The organism is Nocardia sp. NPDC049149 (assembly GCF_043197455.1).
Classification (GTDB): Bacteria; Actinomycetota; Actinomycetes; order Mycobacteriales; family Mycobacteriaceae; genus Nocardia.
This window is the reverse complement of record NZ_JBICTD010000005.1, coordinates 676,029-690,818: the sequence shown is the minus strand read 5'-3', so window position 1 is coordinate 690,818 and position 14,790 is coordinate 676,029. Positions and strand designations below refer to the sequence as shown.

The following is a 14,790-nucleotide window of genomic DNA, read 5'->3' as shown; positions in this document are numbered from 1 at the left end:
GAATGATGACCGGGCTCGGCGCGGCACCTGCTTCGGCTGACCCGATCTTCGATTCCAAGGCTCTGCTCGCCAACCCGACCGCACCGGACGGCTCGCGTATCACCAAGGCCGAATACAAGGACGACCGCAACATCCGGTTGTACGTGTACTCGGCGGCGATGGACCAGAAGGTCATCATCGACGTGCAGCGCCCGGCCGATGCCTCGGTGCCACGGCCGTCCCTGTACCTGCTCAACGGCGCGGGCGGCGGCCAGGACGACGCGTCCTGGCAGGCCAAGACCGACACGCTGAAGTTCTTGCTGGACAAGAACGTCAACGTGATCCAGCCGATCGGCGGCAAGTGGAGCTACTACACCGACTGGATCAAGGACGACCCGGCGCTCGGCCGCAACAAGTGGAAGACCTTCTTCACCGAGGAGCTGCCGCCGCTGGTCGACGGCGCGCTCGGCACCAACGGCGTGAACGCGATCGCGGGCCTGTCCACCTCGGGCACCACCGTGCTCGCGCTGCCGATCGCCAAGCCTGGCCTGTACAAGGCGGCCGCGGCCTACAGCGGATGCGCACAGACCAGTGATCCGGTCGGCTCGGAGTTCGTCCGGCTCACCGTCGAGACCTGGGGCGGCGGCAAGACCGAGAACATGTGGGGCCCGCCGGGTTCGCCGGACTGGGCGGCCAACGATCCCTATGTGCACGCCGAGGGTCTGCGCGGCGTCGGCCTCTACATCTCGACCGGCAACGGGCTGCCCGGCCAGTACGACACGTTGAACGGTCCGTACGCCCTGCCCGGCGCCTACGGCCTGGCCAACCAGATCATCATCGGCGGCATCATCGAGGCGGGCACGAACTTCTGCACCAACAACTTGAAGAACAAGCTCGATTCGCTCGGCATCCCCGCGACCTTCAACTTCCGGCCGAGCGGCACCCACTCGTGGGGCTACTGGCGCGAGGAGTTCCTGCAGTCCTGGCCGGTGCTCGCCCGCGGACTCGGCATCTAGCAACCCACTGAGCACCAACCAACCGCCTGGTTTTACCCTCGGGTATGACCAGGCGGTTGCTTTTTACGGCCAGTACTAACGAAAAAGTTCGGGAACCCGTAAAATTCTGTTCTGTGAGTACCACCTTGGCGGAGTCCGCTAAAACTGCCACCACGCGGGCCCGCGCCGCGACCCTGCTGCTCGGACCCGCGTTCGTCGCGGCCATCGCCTATGTCGATCCCGGCAACGTCGCCTCGAACATCAGCGCGGGCGCGCAGTACGGATATCTACTCGTGTGGGTCATCGTGATGGCCAACGTGATGGCCGGGCTGGTCCAATTCCTCTCGGCCAAGCTGGGTTTGGTGACCGGGATGTCGCTCCCCGAGGCCGTGCGGGAGAAGTCGAACCGCTCGACCAGGCTGGCCTACTGGGGGCAGGCGGAGACCGTTGCGATGGCCACCGATCTCGCCGAAGTGGTCGGCGGCGCGATCGCACTCAACCTGCTGTTCCAGCTTCCGCTGCTGGTCGGCGGCGTGATCACCGGCGTGGTGTCGATGGGTCTGCTGCTCGTGCAGGACCGGCGCGGACAGAAACCGTTCGAGCGGGTGATCACCGGCCTGCTCGCGATCATCGCGATCGGCTTCCTCGCCAGCGTGTTCATCTCACCGCCCTCGGTCGGCGGCACCATCGGCGGCCTGGTGCCGCGCTTCCAAGGCACCGAGAGCGTGCTGCTCGCCGCGGCCATGATCGGCGCGACGGTCATGCCGCACGCGGTGTACCTGCACTCCGGCCTGGCCAGGGACCGGCACGGGCATCCCGAGGTCGGGCCGGCCCGGCGCAGGCTGCTGAAGATCACCAAGGTCGACGTCGTGCTGGCCATGTTGCTGGCAGGCACGGTGAACCTGGCGATGCTGCTGATGGCCGCGAACACGTTGCGGGATCAGGAAATCGAGACGTTGCAGGACGCGCACGCCGCGGTCGGCACCGCGCTCGGCCCGGTGGCGGCGCTGCTGCTCGCCATCGGCCTGCTCGCCTCCGGCCTCGCATCGACCTCGGTCGGCGCCTACGCGGGCGCGATGATCATGCAGGGCCTGTTGCGCCGCCACATTCCACTGATGCTGCGCCGCCTGGTCACATTGATCCCGGCACTGGTCATCCTCGCCGCCGGCATCGATCCCACTCGCGCACTGATCATTTCGCAGGTGGTGCTGTCCTTCGGCATCCCGTTCGCGTTGATACCGCTGGTCCGATTCACCAGTGATCGCATGCTGATGGGCGACGACGTGAACCACCGCGTCACCACCGCACTGGCCTGGCTGATCGCCGTCATCATCTCGGCGCTCAACATTGCCCTGATCTACCTGACGATCACCGGCGCCTGAAAGCCGAACAGCGGGGCCTTCATTCGTCGAGGACGTCGGGTTCAGGCCCAGTTCTCGATCCAGTACTTCCAGATCAGTGGGGCATAGCCCGCCAGCGGCGGCACCTTGATATCGGTGTCCGCGAGCGCGGCGGTGGTGTTGCGGCAGTCGAACCAGCAGGTGAACTCGCTGTGCTCCAAGACATCTCGGGGCACACCGATGCGGGGGAGGACCCAGCTCGCACCGGGCACCTGCAACATCATGTCGAGCGTGCGTTTCGGCATCACCTCGACCAGGTGCGGCGCGCCCGCCTCGTCGGCGAACAGGTTCATCGCCTCGGCGACACTCTGGCGGCGCGGATCGACCAGATGGTAGGTCATCTCGTTCGGGCCGGGCAGGTGCGCGAGATGATTCAGCGCGCGAGCCACGAAATCGACAGGCACCATGTTGGTTTCACCGAGCTTGGGGACAAGCACCGGCAGGATCCTCGGCAGCTGCGCACCCATCCGAAGCAGTCGGAAGAAGTAGTACGGCCCGTCGATCCGATCGATCTCACCGGTCCGCGAATGGCCGATCACGATCGAAGGCCGGTAGATGCGCCACGGCAGCCCGGCCTTGCGCACGATCCGCTCCGCCTCGAACTTGGCCCGCTGGACCGGTGTGGCAAGCGTCTGGCCCTCGTCGAACATGCCCTCGGTGAACAGGCCCTCCGTCGTGCCCGCCACCTCCACCGTCGAGACATGATGCAGCAGACCGGCATTCACCTGCTCCGCGACCTCGACCAGATGTCGGGTCCCATCGCCACGTTCGGCGCTGTCATAACTGGACGCCAGATGGAAGACATGGTCGATCGAGCCGCGATGCTCGGCAAGCCAACTCGGATCGATACCTAGCCCGGGCGCGCCGAGGTCACCGCGCACCGGGCGCACCCGATCCCCGCCCGCCCACTCCCGGGCACAGCAGGTGAACCGGTCGGCGGACTCGGCGCCCGGCCGCACCAGCACATGGATATCACCCTCGCGTTTCAGCAGCTCGGGGATGAGAAACCGACCGATAAACCCAGTTGCCCCGCTAACCAGGTAAGCCATAGCAAGAGAGCATAGCTCCCCCGGCTGTCCCGCCTCTCCCGGACTTCTGGCCAGATCGAGGCGCGTGGCGAGTCGCGTTGGCGGCCGGTGGTGAGTTGGTTGGGCCAGTTAGCCAGTTAGCCAGTTAGCCAGTTAGCCAGTTAGCCAGTTAGCCGGTGCCCGGTGAGTTACCCATGTGCCTGCGAAATCAGTTGGTGTGTAGGTGAAGTAGGAAGAGCGTATTCAATCCGCGAAGATCGGCTTGCGTTTGGTGAGCATGGCGGTGGCGCCTTCGAAGAAGTCGGGGGACTTCAATAGTTCACTCTGGCCGGTCTTTTCGGCGGCAAGGGCGGTGTCGAGGGCGGTCAGGGTGGCTTGGTTGAGTGCCTGTTTGGTGAGTTCGAGAGCGCGGCGGGGGCCCGCGGCGAGCTTGGCGGCGGCGGCTTCCACCTTGGCGTCGAGTTCGTCGTCGGGCAGGACCGCAGTGAACAAGCCTGCTTGTTTGGCGGCGGGGGCGGGCAGGCGCTCGCCGAGCAGCGCCATTTCGGCGGCGAGGGGACGACCGGCCGCGGCGGCGACCATGGCGGCGGCGCCGCCGTCGGGCATCAGGCCGATGTTGATGAAGGCGAGCAGCAGGTAGGAGTCTTCGCTGGCGTAGACGAGATCGGCGGCGAGCGCGATGCCGACGCCGACGCCCGCTGCGGCGCCCTTGATCCTGGCGATCACCGGGACGGGGGCATCGACGATCGACTTCACCAGGCGGTTCGCCACATCCATCACCATCTCGGAGGTGATGCCGCGTTGTGCCTCGCCCGCACTGGCGGACAGGTCGGCGCCGGTGCAGAAGTCGCCGCCCGCGCCGGTCAGCACGATCACCCGGATCGATGGATCCGTGGCCGCGGCGACGAAGGTGCCGCCGAGCGCCTGCATCGTGTCGTAGTCGACGGCGTTCTTGCGCTTCGGATTGGTGATCGTCACCCGGAGCACCTTGCCGTCGTGCACCGCGGAGAAGCCGGCCGCAGGCGCGGCGGACGCGGCTGAAGCCGCGGAATCGGGAATGCTCATGTCTACTCCTACGCTGGGACTCGGCGGCTGCTTTATCCGGAATCGCGGTTAACTTTGCGAATTGTGGTTAACTTAGGTTCCATTGTCGGGCGCTGTCAACCAGCGCCGCCGGAGAACGGAGAAGGTGCATGGTCGCGGATCGCAGCGAGGTCGGTCTCGCTTCCGCGCGGCCTGATGCAGGCGGTCAGGCGATGCGCAGCGATCCCGCGGGGGGCGGTGGTCAGGCGCCAGGTGGTCCGGTGCGTCGCAGGCCCAAGGATCGCAAGGTGCAGATCATCAGGGCGGCCGCGCGCGCGTTCAGCGATCGCGGGTATTACCCGGTCGGGGTGGACGAGATCGCCGCCGAGGTCGGGATCTCCGGCCCCGCGCTGTACCGGCATTTCACGAACAAATACGCACTGCTCGTCGCGGCCGCCGAAGAAGGCGCCAGGCACCTGCTGACGGTGGCACGCGCCGCGGACGATCCGCAGCTGGCACCCGAGCGGCGGCTGGACGCGTTGATCAAGGCAATCAGCGAACACACCATCGAGATCCGCCGCGAGGCCGGGCTGTACCGCTGGGAGCGGCGCTATCTGGAACGCGAAGATCGCCTCCGGATCCGGGCCATCTACGACGACCTGAACGCGACCCTCGCCGGGCCGATCGCGCAGCTGCGGCCAACGGCGCCGCCCGCCGATGTGGCGATCGCGGCGGCCGCGGTGCTGAGCGCGATCGCGAGCATTTCCGCGCACCGCAGCGCGCTGTCCGGTGCCAAACTGCTTCCGCTGTTGCACGACATGGCATGGGCCATCCTGCGCGCCGAGTTGCCGCCCGCGCCACCGGAACCCGATCCTGGCCCGGTGACCAAGGGGCTGCCGGTGTCGTCGAAACGCGAACAGCTGCTCACCGAGGCCATCCGGATATTCGGCAGGCAGGGCTATCACGAGGCGAGCATCGAGGAGATCGGCGCGGCCGTCGGCATCAACGCGTCGAGCGTGTACCGCTACTTCGCCAGCAAGTCCGATCTGCTCGCCGCCGCCTTCTATCGCACCGGCGACCGGGTCGCGCTGGCGATCACCGAGGCACTGGCCGAGGCGACCAGCCGCGAGGACGCGGTGCGCCGCATCGCCGAACGCCAAGCCAGGCTGACCTTCGCGATGCCGGAGATCATGCCCGTCTACTACGCCGAATTCAGCAATCTGCCCCAGGCCGAACAGCACAAGCTGCGCGCGATCCAACGACAGAACGTCCTGGAATGGGCCAACCTGCTCGACGGCGATCCCGTCGAGGCGCGCTTCCGGGTGCACGCCGCCATCGGCCAGGTCATCGATGTCGGGCGGTTGCTCCGATTCGATTCCCGCCCAGCGCAATTGGCTCGGGTCACCGCGCTGATGGAGGCCGTGCTGCTTGGTCCCGCCGCCGATCGGTGACCCGAGCCCGGTGTCGAAGTCGCCGGAGGCCGTGCTACTTGGTGACCCAACCGATCGGTGACCCGAGCCTGGTGCCGAAGTGGCTGGGACCCTAGGTGTGGCGTCCGTGCCGGATCCGGAAGATGGTCCTGGCCAACCGGAGATGCCGGGGATGCCGGTCGAAGGTGGAGAGATTCACCGGCGCCTGATAGCGCTTGCGCGCGATGGCCAGCGTGTGGCTGAACTCCCGCAGGCCCTGATCGCCATGGCTGTGGCCCTGCCCGTATTCGCCGACGCCACCGAACGGCAGCGCGGGGATGCCCGCGTAGGCCGTCGCGGAATTGATGGTGACCACGCCGACCCGCAGCTGTTCGGCGAACGACTCGATCTCGTGCACGTCCCTGGTGAACACCGAGACCGCGACATCGTTGCCGACGGCATTGATGCGCCGCGCCGCGTCGGCCATGTCGGTCACCTTGTTCACGATCAACACGGGCCCGATGCCCTCGCCGGTGATCGCCAGGCTTTCCTCGGGCACCTCGGTGAGCACCACCGGCTCGACGTAGGGTTCGCGAATCGAATCGAGCCCGCCGACCACCGCGCGTCCGCCGCGGGCCAGCGCGTCCCGAATCTGCTTGCGCACCACCTCGACCTGCGACTCCAGGATCATCGGGCCGTAGGACGCCCGCTTGTCGGCGCCGGGCCGTAGTCGACCGGCCTGTTCGACCACGAGCGCGAGGAACGGTTCGTACACCGACTCCGCGACGTAGGCCCGCTGGATCCCGGTGGCGTTCTGGCCAGCATTGGCCATCGCCCCGAAGACCGCGGCCTCCGCGGCGTCATCGAGCCGCGCGTCGACGTGCACGATCATGCTGCCCTTGCCGCTGCGCTCGACAACGACCGGCGTCATCGTGTGCGTACACAGCTCGATCACCTCGCGCGCGCCCGATTCCGAACCGGCGTAGGCGATCTTGTCGACCTTCGCCCGGCACAGCGAACGGCCCGTCCCGTTGTCGCCGGTAACCACTTGCAGCACCGGCTGATTCGGCGCGAGCCGAGTCCAGCTGTCGGCCAGCCAGACGCCGACGCCGGTGGTGAGCTCGTGCGGCTTGAACACCACCGTGTTGCCCGCGGCCATCGCGTACGCGATCGAGCCCATCGGTGTGAAGACCGGGTTGTTCCACGGGCCGAGCACCCCGATGACGCCGAGCGGCAGGTAGCCGACCGAGGCACGCTGATTGCGGGTCAGCCAGCTGGAGCCGACCCGGTGCCTGCCGAGCGCGCGGCTCGCGTTCCTGGCCGCCCAATCGAGGTTCTCGACCGCGAGCATCACCTCGATTGTCGCGTCCGCCTCCGGTTTACCGGTCTCCTCGGACAGGATCTCCACCAATTCGCCTGCCCGGCGGGTGATGTCGCGCTTCCAGTCGAGCAGCCACCGTTTGCGTCCGCTGAAACCCAGGTCGGCCCACCATCTTTCGGCGGCTCGTGCGCTGCGTACCGTGCGGTTGATCTCGCCTGCGCCCATCACCGCGTAGTTGCCGACGACCTCGCCCGTGCGTGGGTCGTAGGACGTCAACACGTTCGATCGGCCCGAACCTCCCGGCTGCGCCGCCACGCGTGGCTGCGCGGACTCGGCCATGATCACCTCTCGCAGTGTCGAAATCGGCGTGCGGACCACTTACCAACAGCCGCCGCCGCGGACGAGTGAGTGTTCCCCCGAATAGCAGACTATGGTCGCCACGACCGGCCGACAAGGTTCCTTTGCCGCCACCGCGCTGCCCTTGACAGTGTCAACCCACGCCGATCTGCACCGGGTCCCGTCGCGCGCGGTGGGTGTGAGTAAGGACACAATTAGTTTGTCGTCCAGTTGGGTACCGATCGCGGCACCCGGTGCACCCCGCACATGCCGGTAACATCACGCCAAGCGCTACGGATCACTAGTGGGAACGTGGATGCGCGCTCCGGCGATGCCATGTCGCCGCAATCGCCGATAGTGGAGAGTTGATGCCGAGCTTGAACCAAGCAGACCTGCATGCGAGTGAACCAGCGGTCCGGGTAACGGATGTTCGGAAGTCATTCGGCGATGTGCATGCACTGCAGGGGGTCAGCTTCACGGCCGACCGCGCCAGCGTCCTCGGCATCCTCGGCCCGAACGGCGCAGGCAAGACGACGATGGTGAAGATCCTGTCGACGCTGCTGCGCCCCGACTCCGGCACCGCCATCGTCGCGGGGCACGACGTGTTGAAGGACGCGGCCGGGGTGCGCCGCTCGATCATGATGACCGGCCAGTACGCCGCACTCGACGAGAACCTCTCCGGCCGGGAGAACCTCGAACTGTTCGGCAGGCTGATGGGCCTCAGCAAGTCCGCGGCCCGCAAACGGGCCGACACCCTGCTCGAGGAATTCGATCTGGCCAGTGCGGGCCGTCGCATGGTGGCCCAGTATTCGGGCGGCATGCGCCGCCGCGTCGATATCGCGTGCGGGCTGGTGGTTCGGCCCGAGGTGGTGTTCCTCGACGAGCCGACCACCGGCCTCGATCCGCGCAGCCGCCAAGGCGTCTGGGATCTGGTGAACCAGCTGAAGGCGCAGGGCATCACGGTGCTGCTCACCACGCAGTATCTCGAGGAAGCCGATGTGCTGAGCGACAACATCATCGTCATCGACAAGGGCACGGTGATCGCCGAAGGCACCGCCGACGAGCTCAAGGAGAAGACCGGCGGCAGCTACTGCGAGGTGGTTCCGCTGCATCCGGCGCAGGTGCTCACCGCGGCGTACGCGCTCGGTGATCTGGTGCCCGCCGCGGTGCTGGCCGCCGTCAACGGCAGTGACCGCCTGTCGATTCCGGCGCCGGAGGGCGCTGCCACGCTGACCGAGGCGCTGCGCAGGCTCGACTCCGCCGGCGTCAAGCTGGCCGACATCGCGCTGCGCAGGCCCTCGCTCGACGACGTCTTCCTGTCCATCACCGGTCACTCGGGCGGTAATTCGTGACCGCCGCGACCACCACCTCCACTGCGCCCGCGCTGTTCGAAGCACTACCCGAGGCGCGCCTGTCCTCGTTCGCCCAGTGGCGAGCGCTGACCGGCCGCATCGTCTGGACCATGGCCACCAAGGGTGAGCTGATCTTCGCGGTCGTGGTGCCGCTGGTGTTCACCGTCGGGTTCTATTTGCCGCTGCGTCTGGTGATGAATTTCCAGGGCGTCCACTATGAGCAGTACGTCATGCCGATCATCGTGCTGCAGACCATGTCCTTCACGATGATGTCGAATGCGCAGCGTGCCGCGTTCGAGGCGCTGACCGGGCTGAGTACCCGGTTGCAGACCATGCCGATCGGCCTGCTGGTTCCGCTGTCCGCTCGGATCGCGGCCGGGTTGGTTCGCTCGGTCGTCGCGTTGGCCGCGGCGCTGGTGTTCGGCTACGTGATCGGCTTCCGGTTCTCTGCGGGCTTCGTACAGGCCGTCCTGTTCTGTCTGTTCTCCCTTGCGGTCGGCACGGCGCTCGCGATCGGCGCCGACGCACTCGGCAGCCTGACCAAGAGTCCGGAAGCCCTGAGCCAGGCGCTGACGCTGCCGACGCTCATCTTCGGCATGCTGTCGTGCGGCTTCGTGCCGGAACACAGCTTCCCGGCGTGGATTCGCGGGTTCGTGCGCAACCAGCCGATCTCGCAGTTCTCCTTCGCGCTGCGCGATATGGCGGCGGACGGGGTTACGTGGCAGGTGTTGTGGGTGCCGCTGGTCTGGGTGGTCGGGCTGACGCTCGCCTTCGTCCCGCTCGCGGTGTGGGCGAGCGTGAGGCGGTCATGAGTACTACGGAAGCGCCCATCGACGCAGGCGAGACCCTCGGCTGGAAGACGCCGCTGCCCGAGGTGACGGCGAAGCCGGAGAGCGCGCTGAGCACCTGGGTCGAGCACAGCCTGATCCAGTGCAAGCGACTGCTGTTGGTGTGGACCCGCGATCCCGCGACAACCATTCAGACGCTGGTCTTTCCGGCATTGACGCTGGTGATGTTCCAGATCGTGCTCGGCAATCCGGTCACCGCGTTCACCGGCCAGCCGAGCATCTTCGGCCAGGTGGGTTTGCTCTCGCTGGTGGCGGCGATGTCCGGCGCGGTCGTGAGCGCGCTCGGATTCGGGCGCGAGAAGGCGACCGGGCTGCTCGGCCGGTTCTGGACCATGCCGATTCATCGGGCCGCGGGCTTGACCGGCCGGTTGCTCGCCGAGGCGGTGCGCGTGCTGATCACCACGGTGTTCGTGATCGGGGTCGGACTGTTGCTCGGGTTCCGGTTCCAGCAGGGGGCGCTGGCCGGGCTCGCCCTGATCGGCGTACCGGTGCTCTTCGGTACTGCTTTCGCCGTGTTGGTCACCGCCTTGGCCACCCGCTTCGAGGGCGTGGTGCTGTTGAACGTCATCGGCGTCGTGAACACGTTGCTGATGTTCTTCAACACCGGCTTCGCGCCCGCCTTTGCCTACCCGAAGTGGTTGCAGGGCACGGTCGAATACCAGCCGATGAGTTGTGCGATCGATGCCATCCGTGGGTTGTCCTACGGCGGTCCGGTCGCGAAGCCCCTGCTGCTGACGGTGCTCTGGACGGTCGGGATCGTCGCCGTGTGCGCTTACCCCGCGGTCCGCGGCTACCGGCGGGCAGCGGAGACCGGCGCCTGATCGAAGTCGTAGTCGAGCCAGCGATTGCGATGGGTCCAGCCGACCAGGTCGTAGCGCCAGCGGAACGGCCAGGTGTGCGCGACGGTGTTGAACAGCACCGCGCCGAGTGCGGTGTAGTCGTCGTGGGCGGACAGCAGAGCGCGCTGTCCGCGCGGCGAGGCACTGAAGAACGCGTCGAACATGGCGATCGACTGTTCGGTGGTCAGCCTGCCGAGACCCCAGAGGCCGCGCATCCGCATCCAGTACACCAATCGGGCCTGGCGCGGCCAGAGTTCGGCGACCGGATCGCGGCCGTGCAGCACCGCGGTGATCGCGGTGTCGACCAGTGCCAGCGAGTCGGCGACGCTGTAGCCGGTGCAGGGGTGCATCATGCCGCCGCGTGATCCGAACGGAACGGCTTGCGCCACGCCCTTTTTCGGCGGCGGCTGATCGAGCGGATAGTGCGCTGCCTCGCTCGGCTCGTCGCCGGTGAGCCGGATGCCGTGCGCGGCAAGGCGATTCAGCGTGCGCTTGCGCAATTCGTGTTGCGGCATCCCGCCGCGCAAGCCGAGGCTGGTTTCCTCGAAGATCACCGTGCCGTCGCCGAGCGGCACCGAGTAGAGGAACGAGGGCGGTTCGTCGGGGCCAGCGCCGTTCTCCGGGCGCCAGTCCAGCAGTAAGCCTTCGTGCGCGGCGACCATGGGCGCGGCGGTTTCCTCGGCGACGAAGATGCCGTGCGCGCTTGCGGCCCTGCGCTTGCCGAGCGCAGGCAGGCCGCGCGTGTCGAACACCGTTGCCGCGGAAATCGTTGTGCCGTCGCCGAGTTCCACCGTGTGTGCGCCGACCGTCCTCGCGCGCTGTGCGAGCACCGTTGCGTCGTCGAGCGGGAGTGCCTCGTGCAGACCGGGTTTGGACAGCACGCAGTAGGGGCGGTCGATGCGGTGCTCGACCTTTGTCCAGACGGTGGGTGCCGGGATGGTGGTGGCGATCGCGCTCGACGGCAGCCACTGCGGCAGCTCGTCGACCCAGCAGGAGTAGGTCGGCGCCCACAGCCGGTCCGGCCGCGGATCGATGGCGGTCACCCGCAATCCGGCACGCATCGCGCGATGCGCGAGCGCCCGGCCGGTCGGTCCGAGCCCGACCACGCATACATCGACATTCGGGACCGCGCTGACACCCATGAGGGCATTCAATCCGCAGCGGCGGCCCCGAAGCAACTGTCCACGCACAGCGTGGATCCGTCGACGGGCCGCGAGGATCGCCGACCTGATGGCCGCCGCTGCCCTGCGGAAGTGCTGCCTACTTCGGGGTGACCCAGGTGGTGATGTCGGCGTGCACGACCTCCAGGCCGTGCTTGTCGTAGATGGAGACCGGGACGATCAGGTTCTGGCCCTCGGTGATCGTGGTGAAGTCCGGCACGTCCGCCAGCTTCGCGACCGCCCGCAGGCTGGTCTCGGCCTTGGCCAGGTACTGCACGTTCATCGCCTTCGGGATCCAGCGGTGCGTCGACGGCACGGTCGCCTCGCTCAGCATGCCCATCGCCACCTCGGCCAGGTTGCATGCCGCGATGGCGTGGAACGTGCCGAGGTGGTTGTGGATGCCGAACCACTTCGGCGAGGTCACCTCGCACAGCCCCGGTTCCAGCCGCACCACGTTCGGCAGCACGGTGCCGAAGTACGGCACCCGCGCCACCATCCCGAGGGAGAACAGCGTGTGCCCGAGCCGGTTGTCCGGCAGCTTCTTCCAGCCGCGATAGGTTGCGGTCTCTTTCGTCATGACTGCATCTTACTGCGGAGTAAGTTATGCCCGCTCGCCGTGCCCCAACTCACGTCGAGCCGCGCTACTCGCGAGGGGTGCGACGGCGCGGGTAACGTAGACGGCGCGCCCGGGATCCGCGGTCTGACCTGGGTCGGGGGCGCACCGAACCCGAAGTGGGGGGTCGGATTTGTAGTCGTTGAGCCCGTCGGGCATACTGTTCGGGTTGCCTTGCACCGGCCCGTGCCTGTTTCCGCGTGAGACGGAGTGGCCGAGCGAGGCGAGCAGTACCAATCGTGTACCTCGCCGGACTACCGGTGTGGGTACGTCCGGGACAGTGTTCCAGGCCTGAGATGAAGTTCGATCCAGGGCCGAGGAATGAGCGGATGGGCGACACGCCCGACCGCGTGGACCGGAGAACCATGACAGATGAACAGCGGCGAGGGTCGAGCATGCGTGCTCGGTCGCGGTCTCACGTGAGACGTCTTCGTGTGTTCGGGCTGTGCAAATTGAGGGTGGTACGGAAGCCAGCTTCCGGATCACGAAGGACTAAAGCGGAGAAAAGGACACTTAGCGTGGCGGGACAGAAGATCCGCATCAGGCTCAAGGCCTACGACCACGAAGCGATCGACGCCTCAGCGCGCAAGATCGTGGAGACGGTGACCCGCACCGGGGCCCGTGTCGTCGGGCCGGTGCCGTTGCCGACCGAGAAGAACGTGTACTGCGTCATCCGTTCGCCGCACAAGTACAAGGACTCGCGCGAGCACTTCGAGATGCGTACGCACAAGCGGCTTATCGACATCCTCGACCCGACGCCGAAGACGGTTGACGCGCTCATGCGCATCGACCTGCCGGCCAGCGTCGACGTCAACATTCAGTGACGGGGACTCGAGACATGACTGATAACAAGAACAGGCCTGCGGCAGGCATTCTGGGCACCAAGCTCGGCATGACCCAGGTGTTCGACGACAAGAACCGCGTCGTTCCCGTGACCGTCATCAAGGCCGGACCGAACGTCATCACCCAGATCCGCACCGTGGAGCGCGACGGCTACAGCGCCGTCCAGGTCGCTTTCGGCGCCATCGACCCGCGCAAGGTGAACAAGCCGGTCTCCGGCCAGTTCGCCAAGGCCGGTGTCACCCCGCGCCGCCACGTCGCCGAGATCCGCGTCGCGGACGCGTCCACCTTCGAGGTCGGCCAGGAGATCAACGCCGACGTGTTCGAAGAGGGCACCTACGTCGACGTCACGGGTACCAGCAAGGGCAAGGGCTTCGCCGGCACCATGAAGCGTCACGGCTTCGCCGGTCAGGGCGCCTCGCACGGTGCGCAGGCTGTGCACCGTCGCCCGGGTTCCATCGGTGGTTGCGCCACCCCCGGCCGCGTGTTCAAGGGCATGCGGATGTCGGGTCGGATGGGTAACGACCGCGTCACCACCCAGAACCTGTCGGTTCACAAGGTGGATGCCGAGAACGGCTTGCTGCTGATCAAGGGAGCGATCCCCGGTCGTCGCGGCAGCGTCGTGACCGTCAAGAGCGCAGTGAAGGGTGGTGCGCACGCATGACCAGCCTGGAGAAGAAGGCTAACCTCACGCTGCCGGTGAAAGAGCCGGGCGGCAAGACCAACGGCACCGTCGAGCTCCCCGCGGAGATCTTCGACGTGACCGCCAACATCGCCCTGATGCATCAGGTCGTCACCGCGCAGCTGGCCGCGGCCCGTCAGGGCACCCACGCGACCAAGACGCGTGGCGAGGTGTCCGGTGGTGGCAAGAAGCCGTACCGCCAGAAGGGCACCGGTCGCGCCCGTCAGGGTTCGACCCGCGCACCGCAGTTCACCGGCGGTGGCACCGTGCACGGCCCGCAGCCGCGTGACTACAGCCAGCGCACCCCGAAGAAGATGAAGGCCGCCGCCCTGCGCGGTGCCCTCTCCGATCGGGCGCGCAACGAACGCATCCACGTGATCACCGAACTGGTTTCCGGGCAGGCCCCGTCGACCAAGACCGCCAAGAGCTTCCTGGCCGAACTGTCGGACCGCAAGAAGTTCCTGGTCGTCGTCGGACGCGAGGACCTGGCCGCGTGGAAGAGCGTGGCGAACCTGGAGCACGTGCAGCCCATCGCACCGGACCAGCTCAACACCTACGACGTGCTCTACAGCGACGAAGTGGTGTTCAGCGTCGAGGCCTTGAACACCTTTGTGCACGGCCCGGCCGAGGCAGCACAGGAGGAGAGCAAGTGACCACGATCGCCGACCCCCGCGACATCCTGCTGGCGCCGGTCATCTCCGAGAAGTCCTACGGACTGATCGAGGACGGTACCTACACCTTCCTGGTGCACCCGGACTCCAACAAGACGCAGATCAAGATCGCCGTCGAGAAGGTCTTCGGTGTCAAGGTCACCAGCGTCAACACCGCCAACCGTCAGGGCAAGCGCAAGCGGACCCGCTTCGGTTACGGCAAGCGCAAGGACACCAAGCGCGCGCTCGTGACCATCTCGGCCGACAGCAAGCCCATCGAGATCTTCGGAGGCCCGGTCGCGTAAGCGGACGGGA

15 protein-coding genes are annotated in these 14,790 nt (G+C 67.0%); 10 read left to right on the top strand and 5 right to left on the bottom strand.

The features are described from left to right. Positions 1-5 precede the first annotated feature (5 nt). A complete protein-coding gene (locus tag ACGFNJ_RS23610; protein WP_393452264.1) occupies positions 6-995 on the top strand; it encodes an alpha/beta hydrolase in 990 nt (329 codons plus the stop codon). Positions 996-1,120: 125 nt separating this feature from the next. Then, on the top strand, positions 1,121-2,356 hold the full coding sequence (locus tag ACGFNJ_RS23605; RefSeq protein WP_393452261.1) for an Nramp family divalent metal transporter: 1,236 nt from the start codon (positions 1,121-1,123) through the stop codon (positions 2,354-2,356). A gap of 41 nt (positions 2,357-2,397) precedes the next feature. On the opposite strand, the gene ACGFNJ_RS23600 is transcribed toward ACGFNJ_RS23605, so the two are convergent. Together ACGFNJ_RS23600 and ACGFNJ_RS23595 are read right to left on the bottom strand one after the other, a co-directional pair. Then, a complete protein-coding gene (locus tag ACGFNJ_RS23600; protein ID WP_393451888.1) occupies positions 2,398-3,423 on the bottom strand; it encodes an SDR family oxidoreductase in 1,026 nt (341 codons plus the stop codon). Between the two features lie 222 nt (positions 3,424-3,645). Continuing rightward, positions 3,646-4,467: an enoyl-CoA hydratase gene (locus tag ACGFNJ_RS23595; protein ID WP_393451885.1), complete on the bottom strand. Its 822-nt coding sequence runs from the start codon at positions 4,465-4,467 to the stop codon at positions 3,646-3,648. Between the two features lie 128 nt (positions 4,468-4,595). Between ACGFNJ_RS23595 and ACGFNJ_RS23590 the strand changes: the two genes are divergently transcribed. Then, positions 4,596-5,876 (top strand): TetR/AcrR family transcriptional regulator, encoded by a 1,281-nt coding sequence (locus ACGFNJ_RS23590; RefSeq protein WP_393451882.1) that lies wholly within the window; start codon positions 4,596-4,598, stop codon positions 5,874-5,876. 91 nt (positions 5,877-5,967) lie between these two features. On the opposite strand, the gene ACGFNJ_RS23585 is transcribed toward ACGFNJ_RS23590, so the two are convergent. Beyond that, complete coding sequence (locus tag ACGFNJ_RS23585; RefSeq protein ID WP_393451879.1) at positions 5,968-7,494, bottom strand: aldehyde dehydrogenase family protein; 1,527 nt, start codon at positions 7,492-7,494, stop codon at positions 5,968-5,970. Positions 7,495-7,859: 365 nt separating this feature from the next. Here ACGFNJ_RS23585 and ACGFNJ_RS23580 point away from each other — a divergent pair, with 365 nt between their 5' ends. Genes ACGFNJ_RS23580 through ACGFNJ_RS23570 form a run of 3 tightly spaced genes read left to right on the top strand, consistent with a single transcriptional unit; the run spans position 7,860 to position 10,512 of the window. Then, complete coding sequence (locus tag ACGFNJ_RS23580) at positions 7,860-8,843, top strand: ATP-binding cassette domain-containing protein (RefSeq protein ID WP_393451877.1); 984 nt, start codon at positions 7,860-7,862, stop codon at positions 8,841-8,843. Beyond that, positions 8,840-9,655, top strand: coding sequence for an ABC transporter permease (locus ACGFNJ_RS23575; protein ID WP_393451874.1), 816 nt, complete (start codon positions 8,840-8,842; stop codon positions 9,653-9,655). Before ACGFNJ_RS23580 ends, ACGFNJ_RS23575 begins: the two co-directional genes overlap by 4 nt. Further along, positions 9,652-10,512 (top strand): ABC transporter permease, encoded by an 861-nt coding sequence (locus ACGFNJ_RS23570; protein WP_393451871.1) that lies wholly within the window; start codon positions 9,652-9,654, stop codon positions 10,510-10,512. The genes ACGFNJ_RS23575 and ACGFNJ_RS23570 overlap by 4 nt, the downstream gene beginning before the upstream one ends. Here ACGFNJ_RS23570 and ACGFNJ_RS23565 read toward each other — a convergent pair. Both ACGFNJ_RS23565 and ACGFNJ_RS23560 read right to left on the bottom strand, forming a co-directional pair. Further along, the gene (locus tag ACGFNJ_RS23565) at positions 10,482-11,672 is read right to left on the bottom strand and encodes a lycopene cyclase family protein (RefSeq protein WP_393451868.1); all 1,191 of its coding nucleotides are present in this window, start codon (positions 11,670-11,672) and stop codon (positions 10,482-10,484) included. The genes ACGFNJ_RS23570 and ACGFNJ_RS23565 overlap by 31 nt on opposite strands. Before the next feature lie 118 nt (positions 11,673-11,790). Further along, positions 11,791-12,267 (bottom strand): hotdog fold domain-containing protein, encoded by a 477-nt coding sequence (locus ACGFNJ_RS23560; RefSeq protein WP_393451865.1) that lies wholly within the window; start codon positions 12,265-12,267, stop codon positions 11,791-11,793. A 554-nt stretch (positions 12,268-12,821) separates the two neighbouring features. Here ACGFNJ_RS23560 and rpsJ point away from each other — a divergent pair. The 4 genes from rpsJ to rplW are packed head-to-tail and all read left to right on the top strand — an operon-like array spanning position 12,822 to position 14,780. Further along, positions 12,822-13,127, top strand: coding sequence for a 30S ribosomal protein S10 (gene rpsJ, locus ACGFNJ_RS23555; RefSeq protein WP_003938093.1), 306 nt, complete (start codon positions 12,822-12,824; stop codon positions 13,125-13,127). A 14-nt stretch (positions 13,128-13,141) separates the two neighbouring features. After that, on the top strand, positions 13,142-13,807 hold the full coding sequence (rplC, locus tag ACGFNJ_RS23550) for a 50S ribosomal protein L3 (RefSeq protein WP_069165361.1): 666 nt from the start codon (positions 13,142-13,144) through the stop codon (positions 13,805-13,807). Beyond that, complete coding sequence (gene rplD / locus ACGFNJ_RS23545) at positions 13,804-14,478, top strand: 50S ribosomal protein L4 (RefSeq protein WP_393451862.1); 675 nt, start codon at positions 13,804-13,806, stop codon at positions 14,476-14,478. The genes rplC and rplD overlap by 4 nt, the downstream gene beginning before the upstream one ends. Further along, positions 14,475-14,780 carry a 50S ribosomal protein L23 gene (gene rplW / locus ACGFNJ_RS23540; RefSeq protein WP_033091018.1) on the top strand — a complete coding sequence of 102 codons (306 nt, stop codon included), beginning with the start codon at positions 14,475-14,477 and terminating at the stop codon, positions 14,778-14,780. The genes rplD and rplW overlap by 4 nt, the downstream gene beginning before the upstream one ends. The last annotated feature ends 10 nt before the right edge of the window (positions 14,781-14,790 follow it).

Excerpts from the sequence above, each read along its gene's own strand:
- ACGFNJ_RS23610 (WP_393452264.1), top strand. The coding sequence starts at position 6 with ATGACCGGGCTCGGCGCGGCACCTGCTTCGGCTGACCCGATCTTCGAT.
- ACGFNJ_RS23600 (WP_393451888.1), bottom strand. The coding sequence starts at position 3,423 with ATGGCTTACCTGGTTAGCGGGGCAACTGGGTTTATCGGTCGGTTTCTC.
- ACGFNJ_RS23595 (WP_393451885.1), bottom strand. The coding sequence starts at position 4,467 with ATGAGCATTCCCGATTCCGCGGCTTCAGCCGCGTCCGCCGCGCCTGCG.
- ACGFNJ_RS23590 (WP_393451882.1), top strand. The coding sequence starts at position 4,596 with ATGGTCGCGGATCGCAGCGAGGTCGGTCTCGCTTCCGCGCGGCCTGAT.
- ACGFNJ_RS23585 (WP_393451879.1), bottom strand. The coding sequence starts at position 7,494 with ATGGCCGAGTCCGCGCAGCCACGCGTGGCGGCGCAGCCGGGAGGTTCG.
- ACGFNJ_RS23580 (WP_393451877.1), top strand. The coding sequence starts at position 7,860 with ATGCCGAGCTTGAACCAAGCAGACCTGCATGCGAGTGAACCAGCGGTC.
- ACGFNJ_RS23570 (WP_393451871.1), top strand. The coding sequence starts at position 9,652 with ATGAGTACTACGGAAGCGCCCATCGACGCAGGCGAGACCCTCGGCTGG.
- ACGFNJ_RS23565 (WP_393451868.1), bottom strand. The coding sequence starts at position 11,672 with ATGGGTGTCAGCGCGGTCCCGAATGTCGATGTATGCGTGGTCGGGCTC.
- ACGFNJ_RS23560 (WP_393451865.1), bottom strand. The coding sequence starts at position 12,267 with ATGACGAAAGAGACCGCAACCTATCGCGGCTGGAAGAAGCTGCCGGAC.
- rplC (WP_069165361.1), top strand. The coding sequence starts at position 13,142 with ATGACTGATAACAAGAACAGGCCTGCGGCAGGCATTCTGGGCACCAAG.
- rplD (WP_393451862.1), top strand. The coding sequence starts at position 13,804 with ATGACCAGCCTGGAGAAGAAGGCTAACCTCACGCTGCCGGTGAAAGAG.